The organism is Vibrio sp. R10-SF1-ISO8 (assembly GCF_059833805.1).
This window is the reverse complement of sequence record NZ_JCBDHL010000010.1, coordinates 311,477-328,779: the sequence shown is the minus strand read 5'-3', so window position 1 is coordinate 328,779 and position 17,303 is coordinate 311,477. Positions and strand designations below refer to the sequence as shown.

Sequence of the window (17,303 nt, the reverse complement as noted above, 5' to 3'; positions counted from 1 at the left end):
ACATTAGTAAATTTGGGATGACACGGATGAACAAAGCAACGTTAGCACTACTTATTTCTGGCTTAATGGCGGGGCAAACAGCGATGGCAATGGCTCCTAATACTGATCTTAATCTTATGCCTTACCCTCAGGAAGTCGAACTGGGGAAAGGGCAAATCGCGCTCGACAAAGATTTTAGTATCTATGTAAAAAGTTATGATTCTGAGCGTGTGCAATTCAATGTAAAACGCACGATGGAAAGGCTTTATCGTCAAACCGGTTTACCTATGCTTCATTGGCAAGCCGAGTCTGAGAAAGACGCAACCTTGGTGATTGATATTCGCAAGGCACCAAAAAGCCAAGTACAAGGCATCGAGAGTGATGAGTCTTACCAACTGGATGCTAAGAATGGTCAAGTTGTTATCCGCTCTGAGCGTCCATATGGTGCGCTACATGGCTTAGAAACCTTCCTCCAGTTAGTGACAACGGATGCTAAGGGCTATCATGTGCCAGAAGTGTCGATTGAAGATGAGCCACGCTTTAAATGGCGTGGTGTTTCATACGATACGTCACGTCACTTTATCGAGTTTGATGTGATCCTACGTCAGCTTGATGCGATGGCATCGGCGAAGATGAACGTCTTCCACTGGCACATTTGGGATGACCAAGCGATTCGTATTCAGCTAGATAACTACACTAAACTCTGGTCTGAAACGGCAGACGGTGACTACTACACCAAAGACGAGATTCGTTATGTGGTGAACTACGCGCGTAATCTTGGCATTCGTGTTATTCCTGAAATCTCTTTACCAGGGCATGCTTCAGCGGTTGCTCATGCTTATCCAGAATTGATGTCTGGTGTCGGCGAGCAAGCTTACCCTCAGCAGCGTGGATGGGGCGTGTTTGAGCCGCTGATGGACCCAACCAACCCTGAACTGTACACCATGCTCGAAAGTGTCTTTGATGAGGTAGTGGAGCTGTTCCCTGATGAGTACTTCCATATTGGCGGCGACGAGCCGAACTACAAGCAGTGGAAAGAAAATCCGAACATTCAGAAGTTTATTGCTGACAATAACCTAGATGGTGAACGTGGCCTGCAATCTTATCTCAACACGAAAGTGGAACAGATGCTTGAGCAGCGCGGCAAGAAAATGTCTGGTTGGGATGAGATCTGGCATAAAGATTTGCCGACTTCTATTGTTATCCAAAGTTGGCGTGGACACGACAGTATTGGTCGTGCCGCGAAAGAAGGGTATCAAGGGGTGCTTTCAACGGGCTATTATCTAGACCAGCCGCAACCGACTAGCTACCACTACCGCAATGATCCAATGCCAACAGGTATTGCTGTCGACGATAAACTGCATAGTGGTGAGCGATTCGCAACCTACGACTGGGTTAAACCGCGCAATAAGGGCGGCCCGCGTAAAGGTAATCTGACCATCATTGAAGCAAAAGATGGTACGTACCGCGCGTTTACCGATTACAACGGTAAGTCTCGTCAAGAAGTTCATATTCTTGAATATGTTCCGGGCAAAGTGTTCCGCGGTCATTTCGATAACTTTATGTCCTACACCGAGTTCAACTATGAGTTTGCTGGTGGCAAGCTTAAGCCAAGTAGTTATCAGCTTATCGGTAACGTTCGCTGGCCTGCGACAGGTGAGCTGGTGGCAGGAAGTTCAATCAAGGGTTCTGTCATTCCTCAACCAAACGGCGGCTACCCTGCCGAGCTAACCAAAGATGAACAGCAGCTCATCTTGGGTGGTGAAATCACCATTTGGGGTGAAAATCTTGATTCAATGACCATCGAGCAGCGTTTATGGCCGCGTAGCTACGCGATTGCTGAGCGTTTGTGGTCTAGCCAAGAGCTGACCGATGAGCGCAGCATGTATCGTCGTATGAATGCGATGGATACGTGGTCTGAAGTCTCCGTTGGTTTGCGTCATCACGCTGACGCCAACATGATGCTTAAGCGCCTCGCAAATGGTGCGGATGTGATGCCTTTGCAAACACTCTCTAAGTACATTGAACCTGCCCAGTATTACGCGCGTCACTGGGAGAAGTGGATATCAACGCCGAACAAAGGCGATCTTTACAACCAATATGAACGCTTAAATCGCTTTGCTGATGCGCTACCGGTAGAAAGCTTGGCGGTATATCAGATGAATGATTTGGTCGAGGCGTTTGCTAAGGGTGATAAAGCCGCTCTAGATACATTGCAAGGCCATTATCAAGCGGTGAAGTTTGCAGCCACTCAGGCTAAGCCAATTTTTGCAGCGAATGTCGCGTCAGTTGATACGGTTGCAGTGGCAGAGGCAAGTGTGCGAGTAGCAGACTTAGCCTTAACGTTAATTGAAACGGCTAAGCAAGGTCACCAAGTTCGCGCAGCGGATGCGACAGAGTATCAAGCATTGATTGATCAAAATGCCATCATCATTGATGAAACGATTGTCGCCATTGTTAAACCAACTGAGAGCTTACTTAAAACTCTGAGTAAATAATGGTTAAACCAATTGCCGCGAGGATCTCCGAGCGGCAAAATCCTTTTTATTTGGAAGTATTACAATGCAAGTAAGCGGTCACTTACGGTTTTTCATCGGAACCTACACGGATTCCCCGAGTCAGAGCCAAGGCATTGCTCAAGTCAGCTTAAATCCACAGACTGGTGAACTGACTCTCCTCGACGATTTCTACCCTCTACGTAATCCTTCTTACCTCAAACAAACCCGCCAAGCCCTATATAGTTTTTCAGAAGTTGCTCAGCAAGACGGCGCACAACTTGTCTGTATGCAAGGGGGCATCAATCACGCGTTGCCCATTTTAGGTGACTATCCTTGTCACTTAGACGTTTGTGAGAATAACCAATACCTAGCCGTTGCCAACTATGGCTCTGGTGATGTCAACGTGTTTTCTCTAGGTGATGATGGAGTACCAAGAGAGCTGGTGATAACGCTGTTTGAAGAAGGTAAAGGCCCCAATTTTGATAGACAAGCGTCCCTGCATGCGCACCAAGTCGTGTTTCAGCGCACGGAAAAAGCGTTGGTAAGCGTGGATTTAGGCAGCGATGCCATCCGCTTCTATCACATTGAGCAAAACCAATTTCTCTTGCAACAAACGCTAGCTTTAACGCCTGGGTCTGGACCTCGCCATTTGGTGTTCAATCGTACTGAAGATAAAGCTTATGTTGTGTGTGAGTTAAGTGAAACCTTGGTTGTGCTGACCAAAACAGACGCTGGCTGGCAAGTGTCACAGCAGTCAGACTTAATCCCAAATGGGGAGAAAGGAGAAGCCGCGTCCGCGATTAAGTTGTCGCAAGACGAGAGGTTTATTTATGTGTCATGTCGACAGCAGAACGTGTTGAGCTGCTTTGATGTTTCGCAACCTACAGCGCAATGGCTTGGCTTAACCGATTGTGGCGGTGGTTTTCCACGTGATTTTACGATTAGCGATTGTGGCGAGTGGGTAGTCGTCGCCAATCAGCATTCCAACAACCTTACTAGCTTTCGTCGTGATTTGAAGACGGGAGCATTAGTCGCAACAGGATATCAGTGCCAAGTTGGCGCACCTGTCTGCGTAATTGAACAAAATAACGATTGAGAAGAGTATGACAATTCACCGTATTAACCCTACTAAACGTTGGTCAGATGTAACGGTATTTAATGGCATTGCTCATTTTGTCGGTCACTATCTACGTGACTGACTTTGCCAATTTCGATGCCCTGAATGAAGTGTGGGATAACTGGTTTGTGGAAGGCACAGCACCAAGTCGCGCTTGCGTTAAAGTCGAACTTGCAGATCCTAACCTATTGGTTGAAATGGCATTTGTCGCGGCTGCGGGTGAAAAGTATCAGTAGTATTTGCTGAGCAGAAACGTAAAAGGTAGCGAAATCGCTACCTTTTTTGATCGTGTACTTGCTGCGTGATTACGCTTTTTGCAGATCGCGAGCTGGGTAAGTCAGTGTCATACCATCTACCGTTACTCGAACGTAGAAGCCGCCGCTGCTTAGACCAACAACCACCATCTTACCGAAATCAACGCCTTTTGTTGCGACAACAACATCATCAATTGCAAACATGGAAACACCTTGAAGTTAATGGATAGAATTAATCTCTCGGCGCGGATTTAAACAGCAATTGCTCCTGACAACTAATCAGGTTTTTTGTCGTTACAATAAAACAAATTTTCCATCGGGTAGGCTAACCCCTTTACTAAAACTTCTAATTTAAGTTGTTGTTTTTAAATGAGTCTACGTAAGCTTTATCTTCCTTCATAATATGGTTTTTAAGCCAGTTTTTGAGAAACGTCATTAACTCATCGCCGATGTCTTCCCCTGTTTCTACGCGACGCTGAAAATCTAAGACCTCTTTTACCAACTGTTGATGCGCCGCCACATGATGACTGGTTTGCTCGTAGCCGATTTGTTCGAACAAAATTTCTTCATAGGCAAAGTGGTTAGCCGTGTAGTCAATCAAACCCTGAACCACTCGCTTGATCGAAGGCAGGCCATAATTGTGTTTAAGCAGGTAATAGAGCTCGTTAATGAGATGGAGTAGGGTACGATGCTGGCGATTGATTTCGTCCAAACCAATATCGAGTTGAGCGTTCCATTCCATCAGTTTTTCTCGCTTGGCTTCATCGGCTTCAATTTGATTTGAATTGGTTGCAAAGCGATGAAGTAAGGAATCAATTTCCCCAGACAAGTTACGCACCGTAATACTGGCTATCAAGGTTTCCTGAGTAGATCGAACATTGTTATCGGATTCCGAAGCAATAAGCGCTAGGCTGTCTTGTAAGCTTTGAGTTTGACCTAGTTGCTGCTCTGATGATTGAGCAATATGTTGGCCGTAAGTACGTACTTCATCGATTTGTAGATTAAGCTCTTTGAATGTGTGCTCTGCCGTAGATGCTATTTCTAATGAGCGTTGCATGCTTGATTTGTTTTCTTGCATGGTTTCCAACACGTCATCAGTCTTGGCTTGAAGATTGGTTATCTTATTACGAATCTCTTCTGTTGCTTCTTGAGTTCTTTTTGACAAAGAACGGACTTCATCGGCGACGACGGCAAAACCGCGGCCTTGTTCTCCAGCACGAGCACTCTCTATGGCCGCATTTAGTGCAAGCAAGTTAGTTTGTTCGGCGATGCCACTAATGGTCTCCATTACTTGGCTAATCTGCGCGGTTTCTTCCATCAATGACTGAAAGTGTTCATTGGAGTTTTCAATATGCTGATTGGCATTATCGAGCGCTGCTTCTAAGGCAACCATGTCGTGGGTGCCCTGATCTGCTTTGGATTTGGCTTGATTAGCCAGTGTTGCGGTTGATTCACAGTAGCTAGAAACGTTTTGCGTGATTTCAGAGAGCTGGCTGATGATCTCTTTGGCGTTATCAACATCTTGTTTTTGTCCGATCGCGCCCGTTTTTGAAATCCCCGAATCTTCTTGGACGGTTTCAGCAACTTCTACTAAGCGGGCAGTCGATTTACGGAGGGCGTGTACGGTTCGAGAAATATCCTCACCAATGCGGTTGAAAGTACGCAACAAGGGAGTGCTGGGAGTATCATTGCTGTCAATTCTTATCGTAAGATCACCCTCTGATAGGTGGGTAGCGACTTGCTTAAGCTGATTCAACAAGCTGGTCATAGAGGTTATGGTATATACCACAATCAAGTGATAAATCAGTAACAAAATGAGCCATAACCAAGATTGCCCTATGAAGAGCTCAACAGCAATGGGAAGAATGAACAAGGTTAGCAGCATTGACCACTGCAACGAAGAGAGTCTATTTAAGCTAGAAAATAATGATCTAAACATACGCCAGCTCCTTGGCCGGAAATCTGTTGCTCACTTCATTAAATTTAGGCGATAGATACGGAATGACCCACCGAAATCAAACATTAAATTGATTAAAATTAATTCTAAAGGGCTAGTTTTCTAAGTTGCTCACCTTAGTCTTCGTCGAGCTCATTGAAGGTAGCTTGAAAGTAGTCCCACACTAACTGACCAACCGGGCCAAGCGCTGTAGTTTTCTTGCGCGCAATATAAATGGGTACGTTGAGTGGTTCGAAAGTTGGAACAGGGATTAGCCCTGGTTCATGCTCGATTTCATGTGTGGCGAGTCGCCCCCAACCTAAGCCACTTTTTATCAGCGACCTTTTTGTTTGGTGATCAGAGACATACCATTGTAAGGCTTGCTTGACGATCCCCGAGTCAGGGTTTGACTTGTAGGATGATTTAACCACGACTTGCGGGTATTCATACAAATCACTCTGTTTGATTTGGTTTAGCTTAGCCAAAGGGAACTGGTCTGAAATGAATACCGGCAAACTCAGGTTATCAATGCGCTGATATTCTACCAACTCTTGGTTTAGCTCTCTTACGGCATAAATACCGATATCCACTTTATCATCCAACAACATACGCTCGCCTGAGGCGGTTTCTATGTCTAGATGAATTACAGTCTCTGGATAGGATTGCTTAATGTGTTTGAGAAGCTCGGTTACTTTATCGGTCGGGAAGATCGCACTAATACTGATCTTGAGTTCACTTTCGACTTCACTGTTCATCTGACGCGCGAAAAGGTCGAACTCGTTGGCGGCATCGAGCAAGCGCTGGATTTTTTGCAGCAGAACTTTGCCTTCTCTGGTAAGAGTCGGGCGGTAAGTGTCACGATCAAAAATCTCTATTTGATAGTGATCTTCAACCTGCTTAACGGAATAAGACACCGCGCTACGCGCTTTAAATAGCTTCTCGCTTGCTTTGCGAAAGCTACCTTCCTGATGAATCACGTTAACAACGTGCAAATGTTCTAAGGCAATCATGGTCTAATAATATGACCATTATGGTCTAAAAGCTATGCTTTTTTCGTTCATGTTTCTCTTCTAAAGTAACTCCATCGCCAGAAAATACTCAGCTTAACCAAGCGGTTTGTTCGTACTGGCAGAAGATGGCCAACTGTTTTGAACATTTAGGAGTGAGACTATGACTTTCCAGATTTTAACGACCCCAGATAGCGCATTTGTCGACCTACCTGACTACCCATTTGCCCCTAACTATGTCGAGGTTGAGGGAATGCAAATGCACTTCATTGATGAGGGAGAAAAGGACGCTCAGGTTATTTTTCTGCTTCATGGTCAGCCTTCCTGGAGCTATCTCTATCGCCATATGGTACCTGTGCTCGTGAATGCCGGGTATCGCGTCATTGCCCCTGACCTAATTGGATTTGGTAAGTCTGATAAGCCAGCGACAAGTGATGTGCACACCTACGCGAATCATGTTCGTTGGATGACAAGTTTTATTCGTCAAACTGGTGTGCGTCATGGTGCGGCATTCATGCAGGATTGGGGTGGAATGATTGGCTTACGCGCTTTAGCGAACCAACCTCAATGGTTAGATCGTTTGGTGGTTGCCAATACTGCTCTCGCTGAGATGAACGGCTTAGAAAAGTTTATGGTGCCAAAAGTGTTGAAGGTCATGGCTGCAGCAGCAGGTAAAGCAACGTTCGATAAATTGGCAAACAAGATCAACTACGGCAACTGGGCTGGATACTTCAGGCATAGCGAACAACTAGAGATTGGCAAAGTCATCCAACTACTGACGACCAAAGAACTGAGTAGTGAAGAAATGCGAGCCTACGATGCACCGTTCCCGTCATCTGAGTTCTATGCAGCACCACGAAAAATGCCTGAAATTGTTGCCGCTGAACTTGATGAAGTGAATAAGGATTGGAAAAAACTTAAACAGTGGCGCAAGCCCGTGTTGACACTATTTAGCGATCAAGACCCATTCCTTGCGGGGCAAGGTTACGACGAGAAATTCCAGAACAATTTCCCTGGTGCTTCGGGCCAACCACATATCACGATAAACAACGCATCCCACTTTTTACAAGAAGATGAATCTGTCCAGCTAGCCAATAAAATGGTCGATTGGTTAGAGCAAACACAATATAAACAAGAGAAGGTAACAGCATGAAAGTATTAGCAATTGGAGCAAATGGTGTCATTGGGCAAGCCGTCGTTAACCAACTGAGTCAGAATCATCAAGTGATGGCGGTTGGGCATAGCCGTGGAGAGGTTACCGTCGACATTGAAGACCAAGCGTCGATCAGAGCTTTGTTTGAGCAAGTTGGTCAGGTAGATGCGATTGTTTCAATGGCGGGTAATGGTGAAATGGGCAGCATCGCAGACATGCCAAGTTCAGGCTATGCGGAGGTTTTAAAGGGTAAGCTAATGGGGCAAGTTAACCTCGTTCGTATTGGTCTGGAATATTTGAAAGAGGGAGGTTCTATTACCTTAACTTCTGGTCAGGCTGCCAACTACCCAATGGCGGGGACAGCGGCGATTTCTATCGGTGTAGCGGGTATTAATGCGTTTGTCGGTGTTGCTGCCTTAGAGCTTGAAGAGGGCAAGCGTATCAATGCGGTCAGCCCTGCTGTGGTTAAAGAGACTTTAGAGCAATGGGGTGTTGATAGCAGCACAGGAATTCCTGCAAGTGAAGTGGCTAAATTCTATCAACAAAGTATTGAAGGGAATGACAACGGACACATCTTTGATGCTGTTTTAGCTCACTAGTCTTCCCAAACGCAAAACGCCCAACAGATGGTATGTCTGTTGGGCGTTTCTCTCTGAAGCGAGCCGTCAGGTTACTAGGCGCTATTTATCTTCAAGTTGATAGGCCATTGGAAAGACGACGGTGATCGGGTGGGGTGCCGTGTGCTTTGGAAACTTTGTCGCGAGTATCGTTTTCGTTGCAGCGGTATCCAAAATGGTATGCCCTGAACTTTCTAATATCGTGAGCCCAATTACACTGCCTTTTTGATTGATATCTGTCTGTATCATTGCGGTACCTTCCAGCGACAGACTTCTTGCCTCTTGTGGATAGTACAGATTAGATGACAGCCTTTTGATGTATTCTTGCTGATCAAACCCTACCGCATCAGTTGTGTGTGTGGCTGTAGTACAACCTACAGCGAGCAGAGACCATAGTAAAAATAACATTCTTATGGAGATGGATTGATAGATCGATTTCATACTCAAGACAATAAGACCCATCTATTTTTTCGTTCCAATCACTTGGAATTGATCGACAAACATACCTTGGCTAATCATCCAAGTATCTTTAGGTTTATAGAAGTAAAACTCCCACGTTACTGGATGATTTTCATGTTTGGCCACTTCCACAATACGAACGAGAGATGGAGATAATTCTTCATAATGAATATTCTCTGCTCCAATGATTGAACCGTACATAGCCAGCACAACTCCAAATTGTTGTTTGAGAAGAGTAAGCTGTTGTTTATTGGCGCTAATCGTCGGATTATTGCTAAATAGCTTATCGATAGCTTGAGTTGATTGTTCAGAAGAAAGCTCTTTGAAGAATTTGTCCACTTGCTCTTTGGGTTGGCCCTCATACGCTGAGGCTGTACCTGCACAAAACAACAGAACTAATCCTGCTATTAACTTCTTCATATAAATACTCCTATAATTTTTTGTTGCGAACTGTTGATACTACTGACGCGGGTTGGTTTGGACTATTGAGAATGTATTGTTATTGCAATCAATAATATGAGTCATTAAACCGCCCCAAAACTGTGTTTCAGGAGGCCCGGTAAACCTGACATCGCGCTGAATCAATGTTTCAAAGAAGCTGTGTATGTCATCAACTTCTAAGCTAAAACCCAAGAATCGACCACACTCAAATTCTCCGATTTCTTCCACTTCGAGCAATAACTGAATATTGTCTAACTGATAGCCAATAAATCCGTCATTTGCGCTGCCAAAGACCTTATGTAGTCCCAGTTTGTGGGTGTAAAACTGTTCGGATTCTTCAACAGATTTACAGGGAATACGCATTGTGTTCATTTTCATCAGTGTGTCCCTTGATATTTAACGTCCAATTAAGCCTTACCGAGAGCTCTTGTATCTAGCTTGGTGCCGAGAGGATCTTCTGCAGCTAACTGATACTAGATTGAAGAGCAATTGCCGTTTTGCGCCATTTCGGTTTTTAAAACCTGTGACTTACCGTGTGTTTCGTCGACAAGCTCAACACCAGCGCCACCGACAAACACGCCCATTTTTATGTATTGATTGATAAAGTAGTTGCGTCCTTCGTCAGTGAAAAGCGTCACATGGTTTTCTGAGAATTCAGATTCGGTACTGATAATATGTTCTTGGTTGCCTTTCACCTCATGATAGAAGAACACCCCCGGGGCCGTTTCGCCAATACATTCGCCATCGACATAGACAAACTTTTTAAGCGCAGCGCCTACAAACGCATCTTCTCGATAAACGTAAATACCCGAGTTGCCTTTTTGTGGGGTAGGGAAGGACTTAGCATGTTGTGAAACCTCGGTATCTACCGTAGGAACAGAGGCACAACCAGAGAGTGCAAGGAGTAGAGCAGAACAAAGAAACAATTTATTTTTCATATGATTAACCTAGCCTTTATAAAATCGGTGGCAAACATACAACAAAATAATATTTTAGTGATTGTTATTGGTAATAATTGTGATTCTCATTAAGTTTTAAGTGTGGGCGATTTATCTACTCGCCCATTTAATGAGCACTTAACGAGCCTTAGCTTGGCTTATTACGTATTTCTTTACTTTCTTCATTGCCATTTGGCGTTTCAGGGGCGACAGGTAGTCGATAAATAGATTACCAGAGAGGTGGTCTATTTCGTGCTGCATTACAATGGCTAAGAACTCATCACTTTCAACTGTGATCGGATTTCCCTCTCGATCCAGCGCAGACACAACCACCGAAGTAAAACGTTCAACTTCAGCGTAGTAATCTGGCACAGACAGGCATCCCTCTTGACCAAAGGCTTTGTTTTCACCACTGACGACTTCCGGGTTAACTAGGATTAGTGGCTCATCTCTGTTATCTGAAAGGTCAATGATCACCACCGCTTCTTTACGACCTACCTGTGTAGAAGCCAAACCAATCCCGTTGTCAGTCGCATACAGGGTTTCGAGCATATCGTCGATCAGAGTTTGTATTGACGCAATGTCCGTGACTTTCTCTGCGATTATCTTGAGGCGCGGATCTGGGGCAGTGAGAATATCTAATACAGCCATTTATCTTTAAATCCTAACAATTTGTTTAGGCTATCAATTTTAACCAAAAGAGCCGAGTGTAGTGAGTCTTAGATTGAAGAAAGTTAATGTTTCTCACTGTCTATTCCACAAATCTGATACAGATAGCTTTATTAATAAAATGTAGTGATGTTTTATATGCTTTGTTAATGGTGTTTGTGCTCTAAAAGAGCTGGACATTTAGCTAGTAGGAATATCTTTGTGAATCAGATGCTTGGTAGAGGCTCGTCGGTTTCTGATACCGAACCCATGACGAAAAAAACGCATCGCGCCAAGTTTAAGTGGCGGGGCATCGAGGTGCGACTGGGTCTCGCATTAGCAATGCTATCGATGACGACGTTACTGCTCGCCCTTTTTAGTTCGACCACTTATGACAAGCTAGAAAGCGCTCTGCTCGAGCTCAAGGAAAAAGAAATCCCAGCTCTTGAGCAGGCGGCTAGGCTAAACGATATGGTGCGTTTGGTGATCACTGATTCGTCACAGTTAGTCGCAGCCGATTCGAACCTTGAAAGGCGCAATGCCATGGTTCGTATTGAAGACAGCATAGAAGAGATGAACCAAGTACTTGCCCATTTTCCTGAGTACCATGCTTACTTTAAAGACTTGATTATGCAGGTGAGTAACAGCCTGAGTTTACTTTATCAAAGTGGTGAAGAATCGCGGCAGCTCAACAAAGAGTTACGCAACTTGCTAGAAGGTTTTTATCCTCTCTTGCAGCAAGTGAGTGAAGAGCTTGATAGCTTGCCTGCGGAGCAAAAGTCTCGTCTTCAGTACAGTCAGCTAAAGGCTTTGTTGTTCTATCAACTAGGTTTGGTTGAGAAGCTTTATAATGATGGCAGCTTCAACGAGTTGGATTACACAACCTATCGTCTAGAGCAATTGGGACAAGATTGGTTTAGCTTGTGGCTCGAGAGTGGGCTTGCTGAATCTTTGCCTGTGCTCGATGAAAAGCTCTCGGTTATCTACACCCTTGCCTCTCGCTCAAGCCGTTTAGTTCAGCTCAAGAACCAAGCGTTGGAGCACTACTATCAGCAGGAATTCTTACTTGAAAACAGCCGTAAATACCTGCATCAACTCTCCGTTCAAATAGAGCGAAACACGTCAAACGTTAACTTAGAAATTGATTCGTCGATTGCCCATGTACAAGCCTCATTAGCTTCAAATCGCACCTTCTCGCTTGCTCTCTCGGTGTTTAGTCTATTTGCCGCTGCGGGGATCGCGTGGTTCTACGTACGCAAAAATATTTTGGAGCGCCTGCTTAACCTTAGAGACGATATGTTTGCCATTTCAACAGGGCACTTGGATACCCATATTGAGTTAAAAGGGCAGGATGAAATTACCCAAATGGCGAAGTCCTTGCAGGTATTCCAAGCTACCGCAAAAGTAGTGAAAAAAACCAATCAAAAACTGGAAGCCGAAGTCGAAGAGCGTAGGCTGGCAGAAGAGAAACTTCGCGTCACTCAAGATGAGCTGGTTCAAGCTGGCAAGCTCGCCGCGCTAGGGCAATTGAGTGTTGGAATTACTCATGAAATTAACCAACCTTTAACCGCGATCAGCAGTCATACTCGCAGCGCGCAAAAGTGGCTAGAGCAAGCGCGTTCAGATAAAGCGACCCAGAATCTGCACAAAATTGAAACCCTGCTAGGTAAAGTCGCGGCTCTGACGCGTCACTTGAAAGCCTTCTCGCGTAAGAGCGATGGTAAAGTGAGCTCGGTAGCGGTGATGCCTGTCGTCAACGATGCGATAGAACTCTTTGCCAATAAGCAGATACCGATAGTGCTCGACTGTAATCTCTCTTCTTGTGAGAGTGTTCGAGCAAATCCCATTCGCTTAGAGCAAGTGTTAGTTAACTTAATCAGCAATGCGATTGATGCCGTAGAACAAACCCCTGAGCCGCTTATTTTGGTGTCTGTCTCTAGAGTGGGAGAAGAGGTCACGATTGCGGTGAAAGACAATGGAAAAGGCATACTCGCTGACGATATTCCTCATATTTTCGACCCATTTTATACCCGTAAAGAGGTGGGCAAGGGCTTAGGATTAGGGCTCTCGATCGCTTTTAATATCATCAAAGATTTTGGTGGTTCTATTCGGGTTAACTCACAGCCGCAACAGGGTAGTGAGTTTGTTGTTCATTTAGAAGGCGCAAGAACATGACGATGGAAAAGCAAATCACCCTCATTGACGATGAACTAGATGTCGTAGAGGCAGTCAGTGAGATGCTAGAGCTTGAAGGCTTTAACGTAACCAGTTTTACCGACCCGAAAGCGGGTTTGAAGTCGTTATCTCCGGACAGTAAGCAGGTTGTTCTATGCGATGTACGTATGCCGCAATTAGACGGCCTATCTATGCTAGATGCAATTCAAAGTCGTTCGCCTGCGTGTGAAATCATCCTGATGAGTGGTCATGGTGATATTCCGATGGCGATAGAAGCGATGAAGCTTGGTGCATTCGACTTTATCGAAAAGCCGCTACAAAGTGACGAGCTGATAGAAAAGCTCAACCTCGCTTCAACGCAGGTGCAGAACGCCCCAGATACGCTTTCGAATACGCCAGAGCTACCGATTGAAAATGTCGTGATTGGGGTTTCTAATCAAATGGAGATGGTACGAAGCCAGGTGTTGGCTTTGGCTCGAACTGGGGTGGATACCATCATCAATGGGGAAACTGGCACGGGCAAAGAAGTGATTGCTAGAGCCCTGCATCGTTACTCGAAACGTCGTGATAAGCCTTTTGTTGCCATTAACTGTGGCGGTATGACGGAAAGTATCATTGAGAGTGAGTTGTTTGGGCATGAGGCAGGCTCTTTTACCAGTGCGAATAAAAAGCGTATCGGGAAAATTGAACAGGCAAACGGTGGCACTCTATTTCTTGATGAGATTGAAAGCATGCCGATTGCGGTTCAGATCAAGTTGCTCAGAGTGATACAAGAGCGAGTCATTGAACGTGTTGGCGGTAATACACTGATTCCGGTTGATATTGTTGTGGTTGCAGCAAGCAAAGCTGATTTATCGGAGCTGAGTCAGCGCGGCGAGTTTAGGGCTGATTTGTTTTATCGGCTCAATATCGCCAGTCTAAATTTACCACCGTTACGCCAACGCAAAGAAGATATTCAGTCTCTGTTTAGGCATTTTGTGGTTCAAGCCAGTCAAAAATATAAAACGCGATCATCGACCCTCTACGCTGAGCAAATACAACAGTTGTGCCGTCATGACTGGCCCGGAAATGTGCGTGAGTTAAGAAACGTCGCAGATCGATTTGTATTGGGCATTGTGGGCGAAGGGTTTGATTTGCAAGCACCGTCGACTCAAGGTAGTGAAGCCTTTGCGTTTGAGCAGCAAATGGAGCAGTACGAGCGCAATGTGCTTACTGAAGCGTTGATTGAAATGGCAGGCAATATTAATGAGGTGTCGCTGCGGCTAAATCTACCGCGCAAAACCTTATATCGAAAGATGAAAAAGCATCAACTGGACAAAGAGAGCTTCAAGGCGAATCGCGCCAACTGAGCGATAGACACAAATGACTCAATATAACGGAGTGATAGTGTGGCTGAAGTTATATTATTGAAATTTAAGGTTAAAATATTTGGCATAGAGAGTGCTATAGAGTAACCACTCTGATTTAAACTCGCGGAAATAAATCTGTAAAACGGATGTAAACCGTTTTTGTCAGAGTCGATTAAAAATCAATAAAACAATTTGCTGCAAGGAGAAACCGATGAAGCAAATCTTAACCAGTGGTATCACTCTATTGTTAGGTGTTAGCTCAATTGCCATGGCGGGCAACGAACCAGCACAGGTCGGCCCACGCCCTCTCTATCTCGTTAGTGATATGGAAGAGAGCCCTCTAAAAACTAAGCTTGAAAGCTGTAGTGACGGCCCATTTTATCGTAGCGACTTTTCGATTGGTCACCGCGGCGCAGCAATGCAGTTTCCTGAGCATACCAAAGAGTCGTACCTAGCTGCGATTGCGATGGGAGCGGGTGTACTTGAATGTGATGTGACCTTTACCAAAGATAAACAACTGGTATGTCGCCATTCACAAAGTGATCTCCACACTACAACCGATGTTCTTGCTCACCCAGAACTTGCTAAGAAATGTTCGGTGCCGTTTAAACCAGCGAATCCTGAGACTGGCGAGGATGCACAAGTAGAGTGTCGTACTTCAGATTTTACTTTGGCTGAGTTTAGAACCTTGAAAGGTAAAATGGATGGCGCAAACCCGAAAGCCACTACCATCGAAGAGTACATGAATGGGACGCCTGGCTGGCGTACAGATCTGTACTCACAAACGGGTACTTTGATGACCCATGCTGAAAGTGCAGCGTTGTTCAAAAAGCATGGTGTGAAGGTGACGCCAGAGCTGAAGTCAGCCAAAGTTGAAATGCCTTATCAGGGCTTCAGCCAAGAGAATTATGCGCAGAAGCTAATTGATGAGCTGAAAGCGGCAGGGTTTACAGCCAAAGATGCTTATGTTCAGTCATTCAACCTAGATGACGTGAAATACTGGATTAAAAACGAACCTGAGTTTGGTAAACAAGCCGTTTACCTTGACGATCGCGTATACAATCTAGAAGGCTTTACTGCGACGCTAGAGAACATGAAAGCGCTATCTAAAGATGGTGTTCAGATCATTGCTCCACCTCTTTATGCGCTTATTCAGTTAGATGATAAGAATGCGATTGTTGCATCAGAATACGCGAAGCTAGCCAAACAAGCCGATCTCGATATTATCGCTTGGACATTAGAGCGTTCTGGCCCACTTGCGCAAGGTGGCGGTTGGTATTACCAAAGCGTGACTGAGCAAATTAAGCAAGATGGCGACATGATGAAAGTGTTGGATGTGTTGGCCAAAGATGTAGGCGTATTAGGCGTATTCAGTGATTGGCCATCAACGGTCACTTACTACGCAAACTGTATGGATATCTAATCTGCGATACAGCCTAAGTTAGCAAGATATTTGATTAAAAATGAAGGGCTTTCGAGCCCTTTTTTTAATTGTAAATTTCATGGGACAAAAATGACCCAAATGGCGTAGCTTGCGCAAGACACATTTGACCCAAATTAAAAAATGCTAGATGTGCTTTTAATTAAGTATTTGAAAGTAAAAATAAAAATAGATGGCACGTCCCCTGCAATAGTAAAGGTGAACATCAACAATAACGTGAATGTAAGGTTCTAATATGAAAAACAGTGTAAAAGGATTGTTAATCGCTGGCTCTTTGCTGCTTCCATCTATGGCGATGGCAAGTGAGTGTGCTAACCGTGGGGTACTGGATGAAAGATATTGTGATGAAAACCAAGATCTAGTGGCTGACTCACCAAAAGACTCGAACGAGTGGATCGACCCAAGCACCTTAGTTTTCACCTACACACCAGTAGAAGACCCAGCGCTGTATAAAGATGCGTTTGCCGATTTCCAAGCACACCTAAGCAAAATTACTGGCAAAAAGGTCATTTACTACACTGTTCACTCTAACTCAGCTCAGGTTGAAGCCATGCGCTCTGGTCGTTTGCATGTCGCAGGTTTCTCAACGGGTCCTACCGGCTACGCTGTAAACCTAGCGGGTTATGTGCCAATTGCGGTAAAAGGTGACGAAGCAGGTTTCCAAGGCTACAACCTAGTGACTATCGTTCGTAAAGACAGTGGTATCAACGAAATGGCGGACTTGAAAGGCAAACGAGTTGCCCATACATCGGCCTCTTCAAACTCTGGCAACCTAGCGCCACGTGCTTTGTTCCCAGCACAAGGCTTAGTACCAGATGAAGATTACAAAGTGCTTTACTCAGGTAAACACGATCAATCTATCCTAGGCGTATACAACGGTGACTACGATGCAGCGCCTGTTGCATCAGATGTTTATGACCGTATGGTTGCGGCCGGTCGTGTTGATGACTCTGAGCTTAAAATTATCTACCGCAGTCCACGTTTCCCAACGTCTGCATTTGGCTACGCTTACAACCTAAAACCTGAACTGGTAGAGAAAATTAACGAAGCTTTCTTTAGCTACCGATTCACTCCAGAGATGAGTGCGGCATTTAAAGGTGCAGACCGTTTCTCACCAATTACCTACCAAGAAGACTGGTCAGTTATCCGCGATATCGCTCATGCAACAGGCACGGCTTACACAAAAACTGGTCTGAAGAAACTGGCTGAGAAAGATGCGGCTAAGCGCGCTAAGAAAAAAGCAGCTGAGCTAGCAAAGCAAGCCACCAACCAATAAAACAAAAGTTTCTAA

General features: G+C 44.9%; 16 protein-coding genes and 1 pseudogene. 9 read left to right on the top strand and 8 right to left on the bottom strand.

Going from position 1 to position 17,303, the window contains the following annotated elements:
- Positions 1–26: 26 nt before the first annotated feature.
- The 3 genes and pseudogenes from AC6R00_RS07090 to AC6R00_RS07080 all read left to right on the top strand — a co-directional run bounded on the left by AC6R00_RS07090 (position 27) and on the right by AC6R00_RS07080 (position 3,830).
- On the top strand, positions 27–2,477 hold the full coding sequence (locus tag AC6R00_RS07090) for a beta-N-acetylhexosaminidase (protein WP_500639828.1): 2,451 nt from the start codon (positions 27–29) through the stop codon (positions 2,475–2,477).
- 64 nt (positions 2,478–2,541) lie between these two features.
- A complete protein-coding gene (locus AC6R00_RS07085; RefSeq protein WP_500639827.1) occupies positions 2,542–3,573 on the top strand; it encodes a lactonase family protein in 1,032 nt (343 codons plus the stop codon).
- A gap of 7 nt (positions 3,574–3,580) precedes the next feature.
- Positions 3,581–3,830: pseudogene (locus tag AC6R00_RS07080) on the top strand (Rid family hydrolase).
- Positions 3,831–3,899: 69 nt separating this feature from the next.
- On the opposite strand, the gene AC6R00_RS07075 reads toward AC6R00_RS07080, so the two are convergent.
- From AC6R00_RS07075 to AC6R00_RS07065, 3 genes are all read right to left on the bottom strand, one after another.
- Positions 3,900–4,052, bottom strand: coding sequence for a hypothetical protein (locus tag AC6R00_RS07075; RefSeq protein ID WP_004746464.1), 153 nt, complete (start codon positions 4,050–4,052; stop codon positions 3,900–3,902).
- 142 nt (positions 4,053–4,194) lie between these two features.
- Positions 4,195–5,787, bottom strand: a complete 1,593-nt coding sequence (locus tag AC6R00_RS07070) for a bacteriohemerythrin (protein ID WP_500639826.1) — start codon at positions 5,785–5,787, stop codon at positions 4,195–4,197.
- A gap of 134 nt (positions 5,788–5,921) precedes the next feature.
- Positions 5,922–6,794 (bottom strand): LysR family transcriptional regulator, encoded by an 873-nt coding sequence (locus tag AC6R00_RS07065; protein ID WP_500639825.1) that lies wholly within the window; start codon positions 6,792–6,794, stop codon positions 5,922–5,924.
- Positions 6,795–6,954: 160 nt separating this feature from the next.
- Here AC6R00_RS07065 and AC6R00_RS07060 point away from each other — a divergent pair, with 160 nt between their 5' ends.
- Positions 6,955–7,944: a haloalkane dehalogenase gene (locus AC6R00_RS07060; RefSeq protein ID WP_500639824.1), complete on the top strand. Its 990-nt coding sequence runs from the start codon at positions 6,955–6,957 to the stop codon at positions 7,942–7,944.
- Entirely contained in the window at positions 7,941–8,543 is a 603-nt protein-coding gene (locus AC6R00_RS07055) for a short chain dehydrogenase (protein ID WP_500639823.1), read from the top strand. The genes AC6R00_RS07060 and AC6R00_RS07055 overlap by 4 nt, the downstream gene beginning before the upstream one ends.
- Before the next feature lie 81 nt (positions 8,544–8,624).
- On the opposite strand, the gene AC6R00_RS07050 is transcribed toward AC6R00_RS07055, so the two are convergent.
- From AC6R00_RS07050 to def, 5 genes are all read right to left on the bottom strand, one after another.
- Positions 8,625–8,969, bottom strand: a complete 345-nt coding sequence (locus AC6R00_RS07050; protein ID WP_500640175.1) for an energy transducer TonB — start codon at positions 8,967–8,969, stop codon at positions 8,625–8,627.
- Between the two features lie 54 nt (positions 8,970–9,023).
- Positions 9,024–9,440: a hypothetical protein gene (locus tag AC6R00_RS07045; protein ID WP_500639822.1), complete on the bottom strand. Its 417-nt coding sequence runs from the start codon at positions 9,438–9,440 to the stop codon at positions 9,024–9,026.
- A 39-nt stretch (positions 9,441–9,479) separates the two neighbouring features.
- Complete coding sequence (locus tag AC6R00_RS07040; RefSeq protein WP_500639821.1) at positions 9,480–9,839, bottom strand: VOC family protein; 360 nt, start codon at positions 9,837–9,839, stop codon at positions 9,480–9,482.
- A 95-nt stretch (positions 9,840–9,934) separates the two neighbouring features.
- Positions 9,935–10,399, bottom strand: coding sequence for a DUF2846 domain-containing protein (locus tag AC6R00_RS07035; RefSeq protein ID WP_500639820.1), 465 nt, complete (start codon positions 10,397–10,399; stop codon positions 9,935–9,937).
- Positions 10,400–10,537: 138 nt separating this feature from the next.
- Positions 10,538–11,050 (bottom strand): peptide deformylase, encoded by a 513-nt coding sequence (def, locus tag AC6R00_RS07030; RefSeq protein WP_500639819.1) that lies wholly within the window; start codon positions 11,048–11,050, stop codon positions 10,538–10,540.
- 228 nt (positions 11,051–11,278) lie between these two features.
- Here def and AC6R00_RS07025 point away from each other — a divergent pair, with 228 nt between their 5' ends.
- The 4 genes from AC6R00_RS07025 to phnD all read left to right on the top strand — a co-directional run bounded on the left by AC6R00_RS07025 (position 11,279) and on the right by phnD (position 17,288).
- Positions 11,279–13,222, top strand: coding sequence for an ATP-binding protein (locus AC6R00_RS07025; protein WP_500640174.1), 1,944 nt, complete (start codon positions 11,279–11,281; stop codon positions 13,220–13,222).
- Complete coding sequence (locus AC6R00_RS07020) at positions 13,219–14,571, top strand: sigma-54-dependent transcriptional regulator (RefSeq protein WP_500639818.1); 1,353 nt, start codon at positions 13,219–13,221, stop codon at positions 14,569–14,571. Before AC6R00_RS07025 ends, AC6R00_RS07020 begins: the two co-directional genes overlap by 4 nt.
- Positions 14,572–14,782: 211 nt before the next feature.
- A complete protein-coding gene (locus tag AC6R00_RS07015) occupies positions 14,783–15,994 on the top strand; it encodes a glycerophosphodiester phosphodiesterase family protein (protein WP_004746471.1) in 1,212 nt (403 codons plus the stop codon).
- Positions 15,995–16,247: 253 nt separating this feature from the next.
- Positions 16,248–17,288: a phosphate/phosphite/phosphonate ABC transporter substrate-binding protein gene (gene phnD, locus AC6R00_RS07010; protein ID WP_171320449.1), complete on the top strand. Its 1,041-nt coding sequence runs from the start codon at positions 16,248–16,250 to the stop codon at positions 17,286–17,288.
- Positions 17,289–17,303: the final 15 nt, after the last annotated feature.